The organism is Veillonella sp. 3891, from assembly GCF_003992315.1.
GTDB lineage: Bacteria > Bacillota > Negativicutes > Veillonellales > Veillonellaceae > F0422.
Window position 1 is genome coordinate 27776 of sequence record NZ_RQVE01000010.1, and the last position, 20830, is coordinate 48605.

19 protein-coding genes are annotated in these 20830 nt (G+C 40.5%); all 19 read left to right on the plus strand.

Going from position 1 to position 20830, the window contains the following annotated elements; all coding sequences use genetic code 11:
* Window position 1: 1 nt before the first annotated feature.
* The 19 genes from EO118_RS06200 (at window position 2) to EO118_RS06290 (ending at window position 20652) form a co-directional block, all read left to right on the plus strand.
* On the plus strand, window positions 2-901 hold the full coding sequence (locus tag EO118_RS06200) for an ABC transporter permease (RefSeq protein ID WP_127069131.1): 900 nt from the start codon (window positions 2-4) through the stop codon (window positions 899-901).
* A gap of 15 nt (window positions 902-916) precedes the next feature.
* Window positions 917-1708 carry an ABC transporter ATP-binding protein gene (locus EO118_RS06205; protein WP_126940878.1) on the plus strand — a complete coding sequence of 264 codons (792 nt, stop codon included), beginning with the start codon at window positions 917-919 and terminating at the stop codon, window positions 1706-1708.
* A 123-nt stretch (window positions 1709-1831) separates the two neighbouring features.
* Entirely contained in the window at window positions 1832-2098 is a 267-nt protein-coding gene (gene rpsO, locus EO118_RS06210) for a 30S ribosomal protein S15 (RefSeq protein WP_009353572.1), read from the plus strand.
* A gap of 142 nt (window positions 2099-2240) precedes the next feature.
* Window positions 2241-4502, plus strand: a complete 2262-nt coding sequence (locus EO118_RS06215) for a TonB-dependent receptor (protein ID WP_127069132.1) — start codon at window positions 2241-2243, stop codon at window positions 4500-4502.
* Between the two features lie 184 nt (window positions 4503-4686).
* Window positions 4687-5835: a hypothetical protein gene (locus EO118_RS06220; protein ID WP_127069133.1), complete on the plus strand. Its 1149-nt coding sequence runs from the start codon at window positions 4687-4689 to the stop codon at window positions 5833-5835.
* 103 nt (window positions 5836-5938) lie between these two features.
* Window positions 5939-6493 (plus strand): transcription factor FapR, encoded by a 555-nt coding sequence (fapR, locus tag EO118_RS06225; protein ID WP_126940875.1) that lies wholly within the window; start codon window positions 5939-5941, stop codon window positions 6491-6493.
* Window positions 6494-6502: 9 nt separating this feature from the next.
* Window positions 6503-7531: a phosphate acyltransferase PlsX gene (plsX, locus tag EO118_RS06230; RefSeq protein WP_127069134.1), complete on the plus strand. Its 1029-nt coding sequence runs from the start codon at window positions 6503-6505 to the stop codon at window positions 7529-7531.
* Window positions 7515-8510, plus strand: coding sequence for a beta-ketoacyl-ACP synthase III (locus EO118_RS06235; protein ID WP_127069135.1), 996 nt, complete (start codon window positions 7515-7517; stop codon window positions 8508-8510). Before plsX ends, EO118_RS06235 begins: the two co-directional genes overlap by 17 nt.
* Window positions 8511-8520: 10 nt before the next feature.
* Window positions 8521-9465, plus strand: a complete 945-nt coding sequence (fabK, locus tag EO118_RS06240) for an enoyl-[acyl-carrier-protein] reductase FabK (protein WP_062401833.1) — start codon at window positions 8521-8523, stop codon at window positions 9463-9465.
* Window positions 9466-9480: 15 nt separating this feature from the next.
* Window positions 9481-10419, plus strand: coding sequence for an ACP S-malonyltransferase (gene fabD, locus EO118_RS06245; RefSeq protein ID WP_127069136.1), 939 nt, complete (start codon window positions 9481-9483; stop codon window positions 10417-10419).
* 1 nt (window position 10420) lies between these two features.
* Window positions 10421-11164, plus strand: a complete 744-nt coding sequence (gene fabG / locus EO118_RS06250) for a 3-oxoacyl-[acyl-carrier-protein] reductase (RefSeq protein ID WP_127069137.1) — start codon at window positions 10421-10423, stop codon at window positions 11162-11164.
* A 44-nt stretch (window positions 11165-11208) separates the two neighbouring features.
* Complete coding sequence (locus EO118_RS06255; protein WP_009353552.1) at window positions 11209-11439, plus strand: acyl carrier protein; 231 nt, start codon at window positions 11209-11211, stop codon at window positions 11437-11439.
* A 70-nt stretch (window positions 11440-11509) separates the two neighbouring features.
* Window positions 11510-12466, plus strand: coding sequence for a nitronate monooxygenase family protein (locus EO118_RS06260; RefSeq protein ID WP_127069138.1), 957 nt, complete (start codon window positions 11510-11512; stop codon window positions 12464-12466).
* 24 nt (window positions 12467-12490) lie between these two features.
* Window positions 12491-13735: a beta-ketoacyl-ACP synthase II gene (gene fabF / locus EO118_RS06265; RefSeq protein WP_127069139.1), complete on the plus strand. Its 1245-nt coding sequence runs from the start codon at window positions 12491-12493 to the stop codon at window positions 13733-13735.
* Window positions 13735-14472, plus strand: coding sequence for a ribonuclease III (gene rnc / locus EO118_RS06270; RefSeq protein WP_370447236.1), 738 nt, complete (start codon window positions 13735-13737; stop codon window positions 14470-14472). The genes fabF and rnc overlap by 1 nt, the downstream gene beginning before the upstream one ends.
* Window positions 14473-14552: 80 nt before the next feature.
* Window positions 14553-15620: an elongator complex protein 3 gene (locus EO118_RS06275; protein ID WP_127069141.1), complete on the plus strand. Its 1068-nt coding sequence runs from the start codon at window positions 14553-14555 to the stop codon at window positions 15618-15620.
* Between the two features lie 154 nt (window positions 15621-15774).
* Complete coding sequence (smc, locus tag EO118_RS06280; RefSeq protein WP_164723848.1) at window positions 15775-19338, plus strand: chromosome segregation protein SMC; 3564 nt, start codon at window positions 15775-15777, stop codon at window positions 19336-19338.
* Window positions 19328-20248: a signal recognition particle-docking protein FtsY gene (ftsY, locus tag EO118_RS06285; RefSeq protein WP_127069143.1), complete on the plus strand. Its 921-nt coding sequence runs from the start codon at window positions 19328-19330 to the stop codon at window positions 20246-20248. The genes smc and ftsY overlap by 11 nt, the downstream gene beginning before the upstream one ends.
* Window positions 20249-20253: 5 nt before the next feature.
* Window positions 20254-20652, plus strand: a complete 399-nt coding sequence (locus tag EO118_RS06290; RefSeq protein ID WP_127069144.1) for a hypothetical protein — start codon at window positions 20254-20256, stop codon at window positions 20650-20652.
* The last annotated feature ends 178 nt before the right edge of the window (window positions 20653-20830 follow it).

Sequence of the window (20830 nt, forward strand, 5' to 3'; positions counted from 1 at the left end):
TATGACAAACTTAATTATTAGTACCATTGCACAAGGCCTATTATGGGCATTGTTGGCATTGGGTGTATTTATTACTTTCAGAATTTTAGACGTAGCTGATTTAACAGTGGAAGGTAGTTTCCCTATGGGCGCTGCTAATTCAGCGGTATTGATTACCATGGGTGTGAATCCTTGGCTGACAGTGGTGATAGCAGGTATTGGCGGTATGGTTGCCGGTGCTGTGACGGGATGGATACATACAAAATTAAAAATCCCTGCATTGCTAGCGGGGATCTTAACGATGATTGCCTTGTATTCTGTGAACTTGCATATTATGGGGAAAGCAAACATCTCTTTATTACGTATGGATACAGTGTACTCTGCTATTCATAGTATGGGTGTTTCTAATGCGGTGGCATTGACGATCATTGGTGTAGTGGTAACGGTAGTAGTGGGATTATTCTTATTCTGGTTCTTCGGTACTGAACTAGGAACATCCATCCGTGCCACAGGTGTAAATCCACAAATGATTCGTGCCCAAGGGGTGAACACAGACACTATGATCGTTCTTGGTTTATTATTGTCCAATGGATTTGTAGCTGTGTCAGGTGCTTTAATTGCCCAATCTCAAGGCTTTGCAGATATCGGTATGGGTGTAGGCACCATCGTTATCGGTTTAGCATCTGTTATTATCGGGGAAGTACTATTTGCTTCTTCTTCGGTAGTGCGCAAACTATTTGGTAACTCTTCCTTCGTGTTGAGCCTCGTGGCAGTTGTATTCGGTTCTATTATTTACCGTATTGTTATTGCTGCTGTGCTATACCTAGGTATGCCTCCAAATGATTTGAAATTATTTACCGCTATATTAGTAGCTCTTGCCTTATCTTTACCAACGTGGCAAGGTAAATTTCGTCGTAGTTAAGAGGAGGGTGCACATATGTTAGAATTAAAAGGTATTGTGAAAGCCTTCCATAAAGGCACTGTGAATGAAAAAATTGCTCTTCGTGGCATTGATTTACGCTTAGAAGATGGCGACTTCGTGACTGTTATCGGTGGTAATGGTGCCGGTAAAAGTACGTTGTTGAACTCCATTGCAGGTGTATTCTCCGTGGATGAAGGTACATTGCATATTAATGATGTAGATGTGACGCATATGGCAGAATACAAACGAGCCAAATACATCGGTCGTGTATTCCAAGATCCTATGTTAGGCACAGCTGGGAATATGCAAATCGAGGAGAATATGCTCCTTGCTTTGCGCCGTGGAAAACAAATGGGATTGTCTTGGGCGTTCAAAGAAAATGAAAGAGAATTATTTAAACAACAGTTGGCACGTTTAGATTTGGGCTTAGAAAATCGGTTGTCCTCCAGTATGGGATTATTAAGTGGTGGTCAACGCCAATCCATTACTTTGTTGATGGCCACTATGTTGAAACCAGAAGTGCTGTTGCTAGATGAACATACGGCAGCCTTAGATCCTAAAACGGCAGAAAAAGTATTACAACTCACTGATGAACTAGTCAAAGAACATCATTTGACTACTCTGATGATTACCCATAATATGCGTGATGCTTTACGATTTGGTAATCGCTTGATCATGATGGATAATGGTAAAGTTATTTATGATGTACGAGGAGAAGAAAAAGCTAGCTTAACGGTACAAGATTTATTAGAGCGCTTTGAAGTAGCCAGCGAAAATACCCTCAGTGACCGCATGATGTTAGGGTAAGTACTTTACTTTTACCACAAAGTATAGTATCATAGATACCGATGTATTAACCTAGGCGAGGTAATTGAGTCTCCGCCCATTACTTTGGCCTATGGAATTGTAATTTTTAGGAGGACATGAAACATGTTAACTACAGAAGCTAAAGCAGCTATTATTAAAGAATTCGCTGTTCACGAAGGTGACACTGGATCCCCAGAAGTACAAATCGCGATTTTAACTAACCGCATTGTATACTTAACTGAGCATTTAAAAGAACACAAAAAAGACCATCATTCCCGTCGTGGTCTTTTAAAATTAGTTGGTCAACGCCGTAATATGCTTGACTACCTTCGTCGTAAAGACATCGAACGCTACCGTGCGATCTTAGAAAAATTAGGCTTACGTAAATAATCTTACGTATTACAAAAAGCGGCTTCGGCCGCTTTTTTGTTATATATGAAGATATTTTCACAAAATGATTTGCAATATTGAAAATGAATGCTATACTAATAGGAAACCTAATGTTTGTTTTATAGTAAGAAGGGAAGTACGAATGAAACAAGTGAAACGAAATGCAACGCGGTTACTATTATTATCTATGGTTACGGTAGCGTTGGGCAGTTATACAGGGTATGCTCATGATGCGCAAGCGATAGAAGAAACGGTGATATTACCAGATGTAACGGTAACGGCAACGAGAACCTTACAAGATATTTCAAAAACGCCTAGTTCTATTTCTGTGGTGACAGCGAAGGATATTGAAAATCGAAAAGTGGATACGGTTGCAGATGCGATACAATTATTACCAGGGGTGTATAAAAGTCAAGCTTCGGCAGGTGAAATACAAATCCGTGGATTCAATTCTAAAAATATATCGGTACTCGTTGATGGCGTGCCGATGAATAATTCTTACGATAATAAGGTGGACTGGGAAGTGATTCCCGTTCATTCCATTGAACGCATTGAATTAGTGAGAGGTGCTAGTTCCTCCTTGTATGGTGGCAAGGGTGTTGCAGGTGTTATTAGCATCACAACGAAGCAAGTAGCTCCGAAAGCTGATCGCAAGGATATTCGTTGGCACGGTAAGGTGAATGGTGGTACCTATGGTACATGGAATAATGAACTTGGATTTGATGCTCGAGTGTCTGATACGGTAGCGATTGGTGTATCTGCAGAAGAGCGTCGCACAAATGGGTTCCCAGGATTTTTTGTGACAGACAAGAGCAAAGCAATTACTAGTAAGGTAAAAGCGATTACACCAGATATGCCGTTGGAACAATTGAAAAGTGGTAAATATGTGTTAGGGAATCGTGGGGATAAATCTTTGCATAATAGAAATCTATCTTCTTATATCACGTTAGATTTGGGTGATAAACAAACATTAACTTATCGCTACACCTATGCAAATCACAAATATTCTTATCATAATCCAACAAGTTTAGTAATAGTGAATAGAAACCCCACTTTCACTGGAAATATCAAAATCGATGATACAAAGTACGTAGAAGTGAAAGGCGATGGATTCTTAGGGTATGATGCAGAGCGTGAGTATCAAAGCCATAGCTTGCAATATAAAAATGAAGCGAATAAATTGCATATTTCTTTGGGCTACTTAGATAAAAAGAAAGATGGCTATTCTGTGCCAGAAAAAGCTACAACTGGTGATTATGAAGGACCAGGTTCTCACTCCTTCTATCCTGGAAAAGCATACAATCTAGATGTACAAAAGGCATGGAAGGCTCAAGGAAAACATCAAATTGTAGGGGGATTGAATTGGAAACAAGAACGGTTTGATCAAGAAAAGATTTCTTTACAACATTGGCGTGATAAAAGATCTAAAGATACTAATGTATTCCCTAACGGCGTGAGTGAAACGAATGCAGGGGCATCTCGTACGGTGGCAGCCTTTGTACAAGATACGTATCGTCCTAATGATGATTGGGCCGTTTATGCAGGTCTTCGCTTAGACCATTTTAAAAAGTACGATGGATCCCATGGGGAGTATAAAAAGGAAACGAAATCCTATGATGTAGTACACCACAACGATGGTTCTTATATTGAAGTGAGTCCTAAGTTGTCTGTAGAACGATACCTTGACGATTCCACTAACGTCTATGCATCCTATGGTCATTCTTTTGCACCGCCAACCTTGTACCAAGTGTACCGTTACGGAAAAACATCTAAAACTCCTATTCATGCAAATCCAGAGTTAAATCCAGAACATTCTGATACCTTTGAACTTGGTTTGAAAAAATCTTGGAATGAAAGCACAAAATTAAACGTAGCCGCCTTTTATGTGAATACAAAGGATAAAATTCAATATGTTACATTTAAAAAGACAGATGGTACTGAGGATTACAAAAAATATATTAATGTAGGATCAGAAACACGTCGTGGTGTAGAACTAGAACTTCGTCACAAATTGTCTAACAAATGGTCTGTCTTTGGCAACTATACATGGCAAATGGGATATATAGAAAGCAAAGCTTTGGTCAATACAGATCAAAGTGATGGAAAAAAACAAAACTTTGATATTCCAAAACATCTATTCCATGGTGGTTTTGAATACAATAGTGGCAAGTGGAATGCGATTTGGGATATGCAATACGTAAGCTCCCGCAACAGCAAAGATACTGCCGGTGGTGAGCCGGAGTCAGAAGATGCGTACTTCTTGACTAATGCGTCCGTAAATTACAAAGTATCCAAAGAAGCAACATTGCAATTCGGAGTACAAAATATCTTCAATCGTGAATACTATGCGAGAGAAGCAACAGGTGGCCGTACGTATAATGTAGGCATGAAATTCAAATTCTAATACAACTATAATATTAATAATATGAGACGTTCCGACGAGGGGCGTCTCATTTTGTTACCTACTAGATGTTGTATAACCAATTGGAATAGTACTACCATAGGCAATGACCTATACCAATGGTATACTAAAGGCGATATAAAAATATTCATAGTAGAGGTCCAAGTGATTCGTAAGGGGAGTATGTATGAATTATAAACGGAATGTATTGGCAGGTCTTGTTATAGCATGCTTGAGTGCTGTACCGGTTGTACGTGGGGCAACAGCAGAGGTAGACTTTCAACAGGTGGTGACGCAACCAGAGCACATTGAGGTAAATACAGCAGGGCGAGCGGTGGCAATGCGCAAATACCATGAAGTGCTCAATTATCCAGAGGGGGTACACATTAAGGTGAACGGTGTAGGGTACGATACGGTGCAGCAGAAGCATCATAATGTAACCGGTATCTATGCGTTAGATGGTACAAATGTGACAGTCTACAAGGGATTGCAAATTGATATGAAGAATGCTAAACCCTATGACCAAGCGGATGAGCTGGCACATTATTACATGAGCGGCATTTATGCAGGCTTTGGACGAAAACAGATTGATGATCCTAAGTACGATACGAAAATTGTGGTTCATGGTCCAACGGTGATTCATGCTATTGGCAATGGCGTGCAGGCTAATAAAGATAGTTATATTACGTTGGATGGTCCTGTGAAAATTGAAACTGTGCCATTTGAGCAGGCAGATGTGTATGCTGCTATTGTCGAAGAAGGTAGTATTGGTATTGGCACTAGTCGGTTGGCTGATACCTATACAGGCACAACGATTTCTTCTGTGGGGCAGGTTGATCAGTATCCGACAGTACAAGTGACGGGTAATCTTGGGGTGCTTAATAAAAACTATGGATTGAATCCTAATCCTGGACGTCATGGTTCGTATATTGTGATGAATTTAGGGACGAAGGACTCCGTGTGGACTGGGGCGGCATTAAATGAATTTGCTGAAAGTGGCGATAATCCGCACCAATCAGGGATTTCCTTGGTATTAAAAAATAATGCCACTTGGCATCATCAATGGATGGGAGCTAAGCGACATCGTACTGGTCATGAAGAACTGCTGTTGGCTACAGGGAAAGGATATGCTTTCACAGGAAGCCACATTCAAAATCTTATTGGTGGGGATACTCCAGAAACGGCAGGTATCATATACCAAGAAGATGTATATCCTATCGTAGTGGATGTATTAAAAGGGTATATTAAAGTAGTAGACCGTAGACCTGCTACAATGGATGGAAGCGCACCAATCCATGTAAGAAGCAAGGAAGGAATGTTGACCATTCTCAAATAGCTATGCATATTTTGCATAGTAATAAAGAAAAGCTTGCATGCTATTATCATTTTAGAGTATAATTGTATGGAAGTATTATTACTTGGTCATAAAAGGTGGTTATATGAGTCGTATAAAGAAGGAAGAACGACAACAGTTATTGCGCGAAAAACTGAATATAAGTCCCTTCACGACAGATGAGGAATTGGCCACATATTTTGGTGTCAGTGTTCCTACCATACGATTGGATCGTTTGGCTCTAGGCATTCCTGAATTACGTGAACGGATTAAGGCAATGGCACAAGAGCATTCTGATGATCGACAGCATATTGATCGGGCAGATGTGGTAGGAGATGTCATTGATTTAGCAGTAGGACAATACGGCATCAGTGTTCTTCGCACTACAAAAGACATGCTGGATCGCTCTGGTTACGTGGAGGCACAATATTTATATGCGCAAGCGAACTCATTAGCGAGAGCCATTGTAGGTGTACCTACGGTAATCGCTGGAGTTGGTAACATTAAATATAAAAGTCTCGTTAAGAGTGATGTCAATTTGGCGGCGAAAGCAGAGTTAGTGCGACAACGAGGAGAAAAATTCTTTATAAAAGTAACAATCAAAGATAACATAAAAGAAGTGTTTCGCGCTAAATTCATTATGGAATCTGTGGTAGAATAAAGGTGAATTATGAAGATTGCAGTAGATGCTATGGGTGGCGATTTTGCTCCCCTCGAAATAGTCTTAGGCTCTATTGCCGCTGTGCACGAATACGATACGATGGATATCGTGCTTGTCGGTGATGAAAACAAAATAAAAGAAATATTAGAAGCAGAAGGTGAACTGGATAATCCACGAATTTCCATTCATCATGCCAGCGAAGTCATTGAAATGCATGAGCATCCAAGTATTGCGTTACGCAAGAAAAAAGATGCGTCTATTGCAGTGGCTACACGTTTAGTTCGTGATAAGGTATGTGATGCGGTCATTGCACCAGGTAGCACTGGGGCAGCTGTGGCATCAGCTTTGTTAGGATTGGGAAGAATTAAAGGGATTGAACGTCCTTGTATTGCAACACCACTACCAACAGCGAATGGAGTGACCATTATGCTCGATTCTGGTGCGAATGCAAATAGTAAACCGAAACATTTAGTGCAAGGCGCTATCATGGGATATAACTATGCACAATTGTTGCTTGGTAAACCTAACCCAACGGTAGGTTTGTTGAATATTGGAGAAGAATCGACTAAAGGTAATGAAGTTGTGTTGGAAACCTATCCTTTATTGCAACAACTAAAAACAATTCCTTTCAAAGGAAATGTAGAAGGTCGTGATATTCCCAAAGGAACAGTAGACGTAGTAGTTTGTGATGGATTTGTAGGTAATGTGGTGCTCAAGTTTGCGGAAGGTCTTGTAACTGTGGTACAAGATATTTTAAAAGAGGGCATCAAACAAAGTAGTATTATCTCTAAACTGGGAGCCTTATTGATTGTTCCTGTGTTTAAGAAAATAAAAAAACGACTAGATCATACAGAAAATGGCGGAGCGCCTCTATTAGGCGTCAATGGTGTATTTATCATTTGCCATGGTAGCTCAAAGTCTAAGGAAATTATGACAGCTATTAAAATTGCTGGAGATTTGGTAGATCGGAAATTGATTGAACATATTTCCTCAAGTATTCAAGAAGAAGGGACCCTAACATATGACAATGCTGAATAAGCCAGTCGGAATTATTGGTACCGGTAGCTATGTGCCAGAAAAAGTTCTTACAAATGCAGACTTAGAAAAAATGGTGGATACTAGCGATGCTTGGATTCAAGAACGAACAGGCATTAAAGAACGTAGAATAGCACCAGAAGGTGTAAATGCTTCAGATATGGCTACAGAAGCGGCAAAAAAAGCCTTAGAAGCAGCTAAGTTAACAGCAGAAGATATCGATTGCATCATTGTTGCCACCTTAACAGGCGATATGGCAATTCCATCTACGGCATGTTTAGTACAAGCGAATCTAGGAGCTACAAAAGCGGCAGCCTTTGATTTATCGGCAGCTTGCTCAGGATATGTATACTCTTTGATTACGGCTAGTTCCTATATTAATGCAGGATTATTTAAAAATGTCCTTGTAGTAGGCGTTGAAGTATTATCTCGAGTAGTAAACTGGGAAGATCGAAATACATGTGTTCTTTTCGGCGATGGCGCTGGAGCTGCTGTAGTGTCTACAGTAGAAGAAGGGTATGGTATGCTCGGTATGGATATGGGTGCTGACGGAAGTGGTGGAATGCATTTATGTATTCCATCTGGAGGTACTGCATTGCCACCGACTACGGAACGCCGTGAAGAGGGGTTAACTTTCATTCATATGAATGGACAAGAAGTATATAAATTTGCTGTAAAAACTATGGGTAAAACTGTATTGAAAGCTCTAGAAATGGCAAATATGGAACTGGAAGAATTAGACTTCTTCATTCCACATCAAGCGAATACTCGCATTATCAAATCTGCAGCAGATCGTTTACATCTGACAGAAGATAAAGTATTTATTAATTTACCTAAGTATGGAAACACATCAGCAGCATCCATTGCGATTGCTTTAGATGAAGCAGTGCGTGCAGGAAAATTACACAAAGGAGATAATCTTGCCGTTGCTGGATTTGGTGCAGGATTAACTTGGGCAAGTCTAGTAATGAAATGGTGCTAAGGAGGAAAAGATGATTAAGACTGATATTTGTGATTTATTAGGGATAGAGTATCCTGTTCTTCAAGGTGGTATGGCTTGGTTAGGTACAGCTGAATTAGCAGCTGCAGTATCTGAGGCAGGCGGTTTAGGAATTATCGGTGCAGGACATATGCCTCCAGACGTATTCCGTGCTGAAATTCATAAATTAAAAGAACGTACAAGTAAACCATATGGTTGTAACATTATGTTGATGTCTCCATTTGTGAACGAAGTTATGGAAGTTGCTTTAGAAGAACGTGTTCCAGTAATCACAACGGGGGCAGGTAATCCATCTACATGGGTGCCAGCTTTCAAAGAAATCGGTACAAAAGTTATTCCAGTAGTGGCATCTGTGCTACTAGCAAAACGCTTACTTCGTGGCGGTATTGATGCAGTCATTGCAGAAGGTACTGAGTCTGGCGGCCACGTAGGGGATATTACTACTATGTGTTTAATCCCTCAAATCGTAGATGCAGTGGACGTACCTGTAATTGCAGCTGGTGGTATTGCTGATGGTCGCGGTATGGCAGCAGCCTTAGCATTGGGCGCTAGCGCTATCCAAATGGGTTCTCGTTTCGTTGTATCTGAAGAATGTATTGCTCATGAAAATTATAAAGATGCAGTATTAAAAGCAAAAGATCGTTCCACAGTAATGACTGGTTTGACAACAGGTCACCCAGTTCGTATTATTGAGAACTTATTGGCTCGTAAATATCAATCCCTTGAGTTCAGTGGAGCACCAAAAGAAGCTCTTGAAAATCTAGGTGCTGGTACACTTAGAAAAGCTGCTATTGAAGGGGAAACTAAAAACGGTTCCGTTATGATTGGACAAATTGCAGGTATGTTAACAGACGTAAAACCTTGCGCAACAATCATTCAAGATATTGTTCGTGAAGCAGAAGAAGTTATGTTGAACTTGAAATCTGTTATCCGATAAGCAGGAGGAAAGCTTATGAAAACAGCATTTGTATTCCCAGGTCAAGGGTCTCAAAAAGTAGGTATGTTAAAAGATTTGTACGAAGCGTATCCTATCGTAAGAGAACGTTTTGCACAAGCCGATGAAGCATTGGGATATTCCATTTCACAATTATGTTTTGAAGGTCCAGATACAGAATTAGTAAAAACAGCAAACACACAACCTGCTATTTTAACAGCTAGTGTGGCGTGTTATGAAGTGTTAAAAGAAAAAGGCTTTACACCTGATATCGTAGGTGGTCATAGCCTTGGTGAATATAGTGCTCTCGTAGCAGCAGGGGTTCTTGATTTTAAAGATGCTGTGTATGTTGTACATAAGCGTGGTGAATATATGCAAGAAGCAGTGCCATTAGGCGAAGGTGCTATGGCGGCTATCTTAGCATTGCCACGTGAAGAAGTAGTTCGCATTTGTGCAGAAGTGAACGATACGGTAGGATCTGTACAAGCAGTTAATTTTAACTGCCCAGGACAAATCGTGATTGCAGGTGCTACTAAAGCTGTAGAAGTAGCAGCTGAAAAAATGAAAGAAGCTGGTGCTAAACGTGCCGTTATGTTACCAGTAAGTGCTCCTTTCCACAGTCGCTTGATGGAACCAGCAGCAAAACGTTTGCAAGAAGAATTAGACAAAATCGAAGTGAAAGACGCTCAAATTCCAGTTGTAGCGAATATTACTGGGGAAATCTTAAAAGATGGAGCTACTATTAAAGTAGCCTTAGTAAAACAAGCAGCAGCACCAGTACTTTGGGAAGATTGCGTGGCTACTATGGTAGACTTTGGGGCTACTCGATTTGTAGAAGTAGGTCCTGGAAAAGTATTAACAGGTTTCACTAAAAAAATTAACAAAGCAATGGAATTAGCCAATGTTGAAGATGAAACATCCTTAGCAGCAGCGATTGCATTCTTACAAGGAGAATAAAATGAATTTAACAGGTAAAGTAGCGTTAGTTACTGGTGCGTCCCGTGGTATCGGTCAAGCCACTGCTATCGATTTAGCAAAAGCGGGAGCAGATATAGTAGTAAACTTTATTGGTAATGAAGCAGTTGCACAAGAAACTGTAGAAGCCATTGAAGCATTAGGTCGTAAAGCGATTAAAATTAAAGCGGATGTTGGCAATGCAGACGATGTACAAGCTATGGTAGATGAAGCAGTTGCTGCATTCGGTCATATTGATATCCTTGTTAATAATGCAGGTATCACTCGTGATGGATTATTGATTCGTATGAAAGATTCTGATTGGGATGATGTATTAAACATTAACTTAAAAGGTGTGTACTTAGTAACTAAAGCAGTTGCTAAATTGATGGTAAAACAACGCGCTGGTCGCATTATCAATATGACATCTGTATCTGGTGTCACTGGTAATGTAGGACAGGCCAATTATGCCGCTGCCAAAGCAGGGGTAATTGGCTTTACTAAAACTTGTGCAAAAGAATTAGCAGCTCGTGGTATTACTGTGAATGCAGTAGCACCAGGATTTATTGAAACAGCAATGACAGATGTATTACCTGAAAAAATTAAAGAAGGTATTGCAGCGACAGTTCCGTTTGGTCGTATGGGTCAACCGGAAGAAATTGCTAGTGTAGTAACGTTTTTAGCGTCTGACTTTGCAAGTTATATTACTGGCCAAGTTCTCAATGTAGACGGCGGAATGGTGATGTAAACGCAAGATTCTATAGATAGACTACGTGAAAGGAGGTGTACGTAATGAGCACATTTGACAAAGTAAAAGCTATTGTTGTTGAACAATTGGGCGTTGACGAATCTGAAGTGGCTATCGATTCCACTTTCATCGATGATTTGGGCGCTGACTCTCTTGACATCGTTGAATTGATCATGGCATTTGAAGAGGAATTCAATATCGAAATCCCTGATGATGTTGCTGAAAAAATCAAAACTGTAAAAGATACAGTTGATTACATCGATTCTACAAAATAAGTCTTAGCACTTATGCACCACGAAAGGGGGCCTAGCCCCCTTAGTGGATGTGCACATAGGAGGAATAATAGTGAAACTCCCTGAACTTAGAATAGGGAAATTGGTAGCCAAAGTACCGGTAATTCAAGGTGGAATGGCAATCCGATTGTCTACAGCTCGGTTGGCTGCAGCAGTTGCAAATGAAGGTGGTATCGGCCTGATTGCAGCATCTGGCATGCCTTTTGATGAATTACGATACGAAATACAATTAGCAAGAAAATTATCGCCTACGGGCATTATCGGTATAAATGCAATGGTAGCCGCTACAGAATTTTTAGGCCTTGTAAAAACGGCCATTGAAGAAGGCATTGACCTTGTTGTAGCTGGCGCTGGATTTTCCAGAGATATGTTTGCCTTAGGACGTGAATCTGGTACGCCTATCGTACCTATCGTATCCACTCCTAAATTAGCTCGTATTTCTGAAGGATTAGGAGCCTCCGCAGTCATCGTGGAAGGTTGTGAAGCAGGTGGTCACTTAGGTACAGACCGCTCCTCTCGTGAGCTAGTGCCAGAAGTAGTAGCAGCTGTAAAAAACATTCCAGTCATCGGTGCTGGTGGGGTTCTTGATGGAGCAGATATTGTGGAGATGATTAAACTCGGTGCTAGTGGTGTACAAATGGGAAGCCGTTTTGCTGCTAGTGTGGAGTGTAATGCTTCTGATGAATTGAAAAAAATGTACGTTCGTGCAGATGCTCCAGAAGATATTGTCTTGATTCAAAGTCCAGTGGGACTTCCAGGACAAGCATTGCGTAATAAGTTTGCAGAAACAGTGTTAGACGGTACAGTACCGCCACCTACAGAGTGTCATCGATGCTTAAAGCATTGTTCTCACAAATTCTGTATTATTAAAGCCCTTTCACGTGCTCAACAAGGGGATGTTGAAACGGGATTAGTGTTCTCAGGTAATAATATGCGAAAAGTAGATTCCATATTACCTGTGAATGAGATTTTTGCTCGCCTAGTTTCAGAGGCAGCAGCCATTGATTAAATGAGATTATAAAGAGGTGGAATAATGGAAAGACGTGTTGTTATTACTGGTTTAGGTGCTGTGACACCAGTGGGAATCGGTAAAGATGACTTTTACAATGCATTACTACGTGGCGAATCCGGTATCGGTCCAATTACTCGATTTGATGCAAGTGATTATGCGACTCGTATTGCAGGGGAAATTAAAGATTTCGATCCAACACAATTTGGAATCGACAAAAAAGAAGCGCGCCGTATGGATCGCTCTGCAGCATTTGCTATTGCAGCGGCTGTGCTTGCTCAAAAAGATGCTGATTTAGATTTAGATAAAGAAGACGCAGATCGTTGCGGAACAGTAGTTGGTACTGGTATTGGCGGTATTGATTCTATCCACGATGTATATGTGACTTTATTTGAAAAAGGCCCAGGTCGTGTAAGTCCATTTGCAGTGCCTATGATGATTGCCAACATGGTATCTGGTCGTGTATCTATCCAATTGGGATTAAAAGGACCAGTAGAAACTGTGGTGACAGCTTGTACATCTGGTACTAATGCAATTGGTGAAGCATTCCGCATGATTGCACATGGTCAAGCAGACGTTATGTTCGCTGGTGGCACAGAAGCGGCAGTTTCCCCAGCAGCAGTAGCTGGCTTTGCATCTATGAAAGCTATGTCTACACGCAATGATGAGCCTACAAAAGCATCTCGTCCATTTGCAGCTGATCGCGATGGATTTGTAATGGGTGAAGGTTCTGGTATCGTTGTATTAGAAGAATTAGAACATGCGAAAGCACGTGGTGCTCATATCTACGCAGAAGTAGTTGGATATGGTACAAATGGCGATGCATACCATATTTCTTCTCCAGCACCAGGTGGCACACAAGCTCGTAAATGTATGGAATTAGCATTGAACGATGCAGGTATTAAACCTGAAGAAGTTGATTATATCAACGCTCATGGTACATCTACATCCATTAATGATGCAAATGAAACATTGGCAATTAAACAATTATTTGGAGACCATGCTAGTAAATTAGCTGTTAACTCCACAAAATCTATGACAGGTCATTTATTGGGTGCTGCGGGTGCTATTGAGGCGATTGTTATGGCTATGGCTATAGAAACTGGCAAAGTACATCCAACAATTAACCTTGATAATCCAGATCCAGAATTGGATTTAGATTATGTATCTGACGGAGCTCGTGATATGAAAGTTGATGTAGCTCTTTCCAACTCCTTTGGTTTTGGTGGACACAACGGTACTATCGTTGTTCGTCGTTATGAGGCGTAATTGTGAATGCTCCTAAAAGTAGCAAAGTAAGTAGCAAAGCTCGTGAAGAATCACTTCACGAGCTTGTTGCGAATTTACATTTGCCATTACAAAATATAGGTACTTTAAATCGTGCCTTAACACATTCTTCCTATGCGAATGAACATAAGTTATCCCATGAACACCATAATGAACGTTTGGAGTTTTTAGGGGATGCTGTACTAGATCTTATTATAGGTGAATATTTATTTATTACATATCCAGAAATGACTGAGGGTGAACTGACTCGCTTAAAAGCTTGTACTGTATGTGAAGGTTCTTTAGCTGAATGTAGTCGTATGTTGGAATTAGGTACCTACTTACGACTAGGTAGAGGAGAACGTCACTGCGGTGGAGCTGATCGAAACTCTATTTTAGCAGATACCTTTGAGGCTGTCTTAGGAGCTATCTATTTAGAGTGTGGTTACGAAGTGGGAAGACAGTTCGTTTTGAGTCATTTGCATGGATATCTCCAAATGGCACTTTCAGGAAAAGTAGGAAAAGACTTTAAAACATTGCTCCAAGAGTTGGTACAACAAAAAGGAGAATCTGTGATACGGTATCATGTCATTAATGAAGAAGGACCAGATCATAATAAGTTCTTTACTATGGAAGTAGTGATTGATGGAGTGCCATCAGGAGTAGGTTCTGGGCGAAATAAAAAAATAGCAGCTCAAGCGGCTGCTAAAGAGGCTTATGAAAAGCTCATACAACAGTAAGGATTGAGGGGTGGGGAACCACTCCCTTTTTCTTTGATGAGGGTTACATACACGAAATATCTATAGTTAAGGGGGATTCTATGAGGAAAGTAAAACAAGAGAAAACTAGACTACTTCCATTTTTTATTCCTCATATTGGGTGTCCTTATATTTGTGTATTTTGTAATCAGCCACGTATATCGGGTCAACAAGAAATGGTATCGGTGGATACTATCCGTAGGTCCATTCGTGAGGCAATATCTGAGCAAGGTCACAAAGGACAATGGGAAGTGGCATACTTTGGCGGTAGCTTTACGGCTATCCCGCAAGAAGTGCAAGATACATTATTGGAACCTGCTAAAGAAGCATTTCAGCAGGGAATCATCCAAGGAATACGATTATCTACGAGACCAGATGCCATAACAGTAGAACGACTGACAGAGCTTTACGAGAGTGGTGTACGGACCATTGAATTAGGGGTACAAACATTAGAGGAGTCCATGCTAGTGGAGGCTAAACGAGGACATACGGTAGAGGATGTTGAACAGGCTTGTAAAATGATTCGAGAACAAGGTATGACACTAGGCATACAGTTACTTCCTGGATTACCAGGAGAGACGTGGACGACTTTAGTAAATACGGCGGTGAAAGCAGGACAATTACAGGCGCATTTGTGTCGTATTTACCCTGTGATTGTTATTGAAGATACAGAACTAGCTGATCGTGTGCGTCAAGGTAGTTATGTACCATTAACCATAGAACAAGCGATAGCATATAGTGCTTTTTTAAAATCTTATTTAGAACGTAAAGGCACACAGATTATACGTGTAGGATTACAAAGTACAGAAGATTTTGATGCTGGTCGTGGCATTGTAGGAGGACCCTATGCACCTGCGTTTGGAGAATTAGTGGTGAACTATGAATGGCGCCAGCAGATCCAGCAAACAGTAGAAGATCACCTAGAAGTGTTTGGTGTGATTCATAAGGTTATCGTAGAATATCCAAGGCCTTTCACATCAAAAGTGCGTGGATTGAAGAATAGAAATATAGAGTACTTTGGGCAGGAATATGAGCAGATAGAATGGGCTTGGAAACAAAAAGCGGAAGATAACCATACTGGAATCGTGCATGTCACGATAGATGATGTATTATATAGCTTGGGTCTTTAATGGGACTCCTACGGTTATATAACACTGGATTGACTCATGTTTTGTATAGATAGTATATGATAAGGTGTGGAACATAGGTATAAGTATAAAACGAAAACTATAGACATTGTATAATTTTAGAATGTACTTATTTATAGATAGAAAGGAAGCAGTCATGCAATTATTGCGATTAGAAATGAAAGGATTTAAGTCCTTTGCTGATAAAACTGTAGTGTCTTTTTCTCCAGGCATGACTGGGATTGTAGGCCCTAATGGTAGTGGTAAAAGTAATATTACTGATGCGATTCGTTGGGTTTTAGGGGAATCAAATGTGCGCCATTTACGTGGACAAAAAGCAGAAGATATTATTTTTTCTGGCACAGAAGCTCGTCGCCCGCACAATACGGCAGAGGTAAACTTAATCTTTGATAATACTGATGGCACTTTGGGTAAAGAATTGGCTGAAGTAGTTATCACACGCCGTATGTATCGAAATGGTGAAAGTGAGTTCCAAATCAATAAGAGAAATTGCCGGTTGAAAGATATTCATCTATTATTAGCTGATACGGGCTTAGGCAAAGATTCTATGGCCATCATCGGACAAAATCGTATCGATGCTATCTTGAATAGTAAACCAGAAGAACGGCGCTTAATTTTTGAAGATGTGGCAGGTATTTCTCGCTTTAAAATGAATAAAGAAGATGCTATTCGACGCATCAATAGTACAGATCGTAATATGGAACGATTAGATGATGTAATGAGTACTCTTGGAGATCAATTAGTAGAATTAGAAGCAAAAGCTAATGTAACACGTGAGTACAATGCATTATCACAAGAGAAACGCAGCTATGATGGGGCCATTGCGTTTCATGAGTATAAAACGGCAGATCGTCTATTTACTCGACAAGAGAATGAAAACTTATCCTATCTTCGTGAGCAAGAAGAATTAGAATCTACTTTAGATACGATCCAAGAGTCCTATAAGGCTACACAAAATGAATTGCAAGCATTTCGTGAAACTCAACAAAGTATGGAAGATGAATATGCTACCCTGCAAGGCAAACTAGGAGAGCTCACAGGGCAAATTGAAGTAGCCCGCCTAAAAGAAGCCAATATGGTGGCAGAGTTAAAAGATGGGGAAGAACAGTTAGTAGCTTGGAAAGAAGAAATTAAGGAGAAAGAGCAACAATACGACCGAGATGTAGAATCCTTGAAAGACCAGGAAAGCACTCTCACATCCATTGGAGAAGAGGTGAAACAAGCTGAATCTCATCTACAAAGTACCCGAGATGCTCTTAGTCAAGTGAAGGCTAATTTAGATAGTATGCGCGTTGCTGAGCAACAGGCTCATGAGCGTCATATCAGTGTGGTGCGAGAGTTGGAAGAAGCTCGTCATCAACTAGCAAGAGCAGAAGAATTAGAGACACAAAAGAAAGATGATGCGCAACGCTTACAAGCTACTTTACAAGATTTAGAGCAGTCTATGACACAGGCAAGAGCACAGTTAGAGGCACAGCAACAGGTTGTCAATGAAGCGCAAGAAGGATTGCAAAGAACCCGTCAATCTTTACAACACTTAGAGGATAGACGTCGACAAAACAATCAGAAATTAGTAGACATACAAAGAACACTGCAATCTAAAGAAGGCCGATTAGAACTATTACATAGTTGGGAAGAACTACACGAAGGCTATTTGGATGGTACAAAACATGTATTACAAGCAAAAGAAACGTGGTCTTCTCATATTCGTGGAGCTATCGGGGATGTATTCACTGTGGAAGAGAAATTCTTAGTAGCCATTGAAACAGCCTTAGGTGGAGCTATCCATCAGGTGATAACGGATACTGCAAAGATTGCCTCTGAAGCAGTACAATACTTAAAACGCACACAAGGTGGCCGTGTTACGTTCTTACCAATGGATATGGTAAAGGGAAAACGACTTGATCATAAAGCGTTACAATCTCCTTATGTATTGGGGCTCGGTGTAGACTGTATTCAATTTGACACACAATATACAGGTATATTTAACCAGCTCTTAGGGCGCACATTGATTGTAGACACATTAGATCACGGATTAGCATTGCAAAAGGAATATCATCAACAATTGCGGATTGTTACCTTAACAGGAGAGCAATTGCAACCAGGTGGTGCCTTAACGGGCGGTGCCACAAAACGTAAAAAAGTATCTATCTTATCTCGTAAAGAAGAGCAAGACACATTACAACAAGATATTCGTACATTACGTGACAAAGCACAGGAATTAACACAGTCTTTACAAGAATTAGACAAAGAAATTGAAACTTTGACACAGTCTGGTAAGGATTTACGCCAAACCTATGAACAAGAAGAATTGCAGTTACGTAGCTTACAGCAAGAGAAACAACGATCCCAAGGTGAGCAAGCTAACTTAAGTGGAATGGCGCAGACCTATGATGAGGAACTACAAAAGACTAAAGAAAAACAAACTACATTAGGGGAGACAATTAAAAAGCTGGCAGGTGAGCTTTCACAGTTGGAAAACCGTGAAGGGCATCAAGAGCAAGTCACAACCTTAGTGTCTCAAGAGCAAACTTTACAAGAACAAGAGCGTGACCGAAGTGAAACGTTACAAGGAATACGCTTACGCTGGGAACAATCTCGATTGTTGTTAGAGCAAAGTAAAAAAGAAGTAGCTCAAATTGAACAATATATGAAAGATAAGACAGTAGAGATTGAAAACTTAGATCATCGAATTAGCCAATTACGTGAAGATGTCATACGCTTAGGTGGTGGACCTGTTTTAACATTAGAATCAGAAAAACAAGCTATAGAAAAACGAGTCATCACCATTGGAGAATCTCGTAAAGGTGGCCAAGACAAAGTACGCACTTGGGAGTTGCAATTAAACCAATTACAAGAAGAACGAAATCAAAAAGAACAGCGACAACGAATTGTGCAGAAGAAACTAGTAGACTTACAAGAGGGCTTAACAAAATATCAATTACAAGGCGAACAAGCATTGGAACAATTAGGCGCTTTAGGGTATACTAAACAAGAGGCACAGAATATACACTTAGGTGGCTCTGTAAATGAGTGGAAACAACAACAGGTGAACTTGGCAAGACAGATTGAAAGCCTAGGGGCGATCAATCCTAATGCCATTGCAGAATATGAAGAAGCGGAAGAAAAGCTAGCATTCTATCATGCGCAAAAAGAGGATTTGGTGATAGCTAAAGAGCAACTTGAAGGTGTTATCGCTGAAATTGATGGGGCTATGTCTGAGCAATTGCAAGGAGTTCTTACAGAGATTCGTGAGAAGTTCCAACATGTATTCTCTCAATTGTTTGGAGGCGGTACAGCGCAGATTGTAGCATCCAATCCAGAATCAATTTTAGAAAGTGGAATTGACTTTTATATCCAACCGCCAGGAAAGAAACGTCAGCAATTAAGCTTGTTATCTGGTGGGGAACGAGCGTTGACAGTCATTGCATTATTGTTTGCTTTGCTAGATTATCGACCAGCTCCATTCTGTGTACTTGACGAAGTAGATGCCGCTTTAGATGATGCTAATGTGGAACGATTTAGCCAATATTTGCATAATTTAGGGGATGCCACACAATTTATTGTGGTGACCCATCGGAAACGGACTATGGAATCAGCCCATGTCTTACAAGGGGTGACTATGGTGGAACGAGGGGTATCCCGGTTGTTAACCGTGGCCTTTGATGAAGTGAAGGAGGATAGCGATTATGGCATTTAGTTTTTTTGACCGTGTGAAATCGGGTTTAGAAAAGACAAAAAATAATTTTGTAAAAAAAGTGGAAACTATCGTTATCGGTTATGCTGAAATCGATGATGATTTTCTCGATGATTTAGAAGCTACCATGTTGACGGGCGACTTAGGTCCTAAAACTACGACGTATTTAATGAAAGAAATTCGTCGTGGCGTCACAGAAGGGATTATCAATAATACTGGAGAAGTCATGCCTTTCATGGAAGAACGCATTACAGAAATGTTAGGCGCTCAAGAAGAAGTGTTGGAGCTCCATAAACCAGAAGTGATCTTGGTTGTAGGTGTCAATGGTGTTGGTAAAACGACGACTATTGCTAAGTTAGCCCATTACTATGCGGAACAAGGCAAAAAAGTGATTATTGCAGCAGGGGATACATTCCGTGCCGCTGCATCTGAACAATTATCCATTTGGGCAGATCGTGTAGGTGTATCAATTGTCAAACATAAGGAAGGTGCTGATCCAGCAGCAGTTGTGTTTGATGCCTGTGCATCAGCCATTGCTAAAGAAGCAGACTTAGTCATCGTAGATACAGCAGGTCGTTTGCACACAAAAGTAAACCTTATGGAAGAGTTGAAAAAAATTGGTCGTGTAGCAGACAAACAAATTCCAGGTGCTCCGCATCAAACCTTATTAGTCTTAGATGGCACTACAGGTCAAAATGCAGTGAGCCAAGCAAAATTATTTGGTGAAGCAGTACCTGTGACAGGAATTGTAGTGACCAAATTAGATGGTACTGCTAAAGGTGGTGTAGTTATCTCTATTAAAGAAGAATTAGGTGTTCCTGTGCGTTGGATTGGCGTAGGTGAGCAAATAGATGATTTGCGTCCTTTCAATGCGAAAGAATTTGCTAATGCCCTTTTTGACAAGGGAGAATAATGGCCATGACTAGAAAACAATTATATGAATACGTTGTGGACCAAAATGAAATGAATGGCTATGGTATTGATGGGGACAGCCTTGAATGCGCCGTAGATATTATGGAATTTGTAGGTGGTGATTTATATCGTCCCCTCACACGATTGCTTTTGAGTAATTGGAAGGAAATTGCTAGCCGTATTGAAAGTTATACGGATGAGCAATGGAGCTTTGTCCATCGTATCGCTGAGAATATGAAACTATCCTTAGAACATGACCATGGTGATGAAAGGCATCTTTTATCGGATCATGGGATTGCGATCTCCATCGAAATGCTAGAGGGGGATGACACAGCTACACAAACCTTACAAGGAGATACGCCAATTACAGAAGAAGAATTGCGACGTATACGTGGCAAGGGATAGATATCTAGCGCCTATTGATAGGGCAATGCTAATAGGGCTTAGTCTGTAGTAAAGGTACTGTAGGGCTCGGATATACATACTATTACAATACTATAGTAGACAGTGAGAGAAAAGTTGGATCTTAGATTCAGCTTTTCTTTTTGTATACTCGATATACGTATTAGTTAAAGTTCAGAAA

Excerpts from the sequence above, each read along its gene's own strand:
- EO118_RS06200 (WP_127069131.1), top strand. The coding sequence starts at position 2 with ATGACAAACTTAATTATTAGTACCATTGCACAAGGCCTATTATGGGCA.
- EO118_RS06205 (WP_126940878.1), top strand. The coding sequence starts at position 917 with ATGTTAGAATTAAAAGGTATTGTGAAAGCCTTCCATAAAGGCACTGTG.
- rpsO (WP_009353572.1), top strand. The coding sequence starts at position 1,832 with ATGTTAACTACAGAAGCTAAAGCAGCTATTATTAAAGAATTCGCTGTT.
- EO118_RS06215 (WP_127069132.1), top strand. The coding sequence starts at position 2,241 with ATGAAACAAGTGAAACGAAATGCAACGCGGTTACTATTATTATCTATG.
- EO118_RS06220 (WP_127069133.1), top strand. The coding sequence starts at position 4,687 with ATGAATTATAAACGGAATGTATTGGCAGGTCTTGTTATAGCATGCTTG.
- fapR (WP_126940875.1), top strand. The coding sequence starts at position 5,939 with ATGAGTCGTATAAAGAAGGAAGAACGACAACAGTTATTGCGCGAAAAA.
- plsX (WP_127069134.1), top strand. The coding sequence starts at position 6,503 with ATGAAGATTGCAGTAGATGCTATGGGTGGCGATTTTGCTCCCCTCGAA.
- EO118_RS06235 (WP_127069135.1), top strand. The coding sequence starts at position 7,515 with ATGACAATGCTGAATAAGCCAGTCGGAATTATTGGTACCGGTAGCTAT.
- fabK (WP_062401833.1), top strand. The coding sequence starts at position 8,521 with ATGATTAAGACTGATATTTGTGATTTATTAGGGATAGAGTATCCTGTT.
- fabD (WP_127069136.1), top strand. The coding sequence starts at position 9,481 with ATGAAAACAGCATTTGTATTCCCAGGTCAAGGGTCTCAAAAAGTAGGT.
- fabG (WP_127069137.1), top strand. The coding sequence starts at position 10,421 with ATGAATTTAACAGGTAAAGTAGCGTTAGTTACTGGTGCGTCCCGTGGT.
- EO118_RS06255 (WP_009353552.1), top strand. The coding sequence starts at position 11,209 with ATGAGCACATTTGACAAAGTAAAAGCTATTGTTGTTGAACAATTGGGC.
- fabF (WP_127069139.1), top strand. The coding sequence starts at position 12,491 with ATGGAAAGACGTGTTGTTATTACTGGTTTAGGTGCTGTGACACCAGTG.
- EO118_RS06275 (WP_127069141.1), top strand. The coding sequence starts at position 14,553 with ATGAGGAAAGTAAAACAAGAGAAAACTAGACTACTTCCATTTTTTATT.
- smc (WP_164723848.1), top strand. The coding sequence starts at position 15,775 with ATGCAATTATTGCGATTAGAAATGAAAGGATTTAAGTCCTTTGCTGAT.
- ftsY (WP_127069143.1), top strand. The coding sequence starts at position 19,328 with ATGGCATTTAGTTTTTTTGACCGTGTGAAATCGGGTTTAGAAAAGACA.
- EO118_RS06290 (WP_127069144.1), top strand. The coding sequence starts at position 20,254 with ATGACTAGAAAACAATTATATGAATACGTTGTGGACCAAAATGAAATG.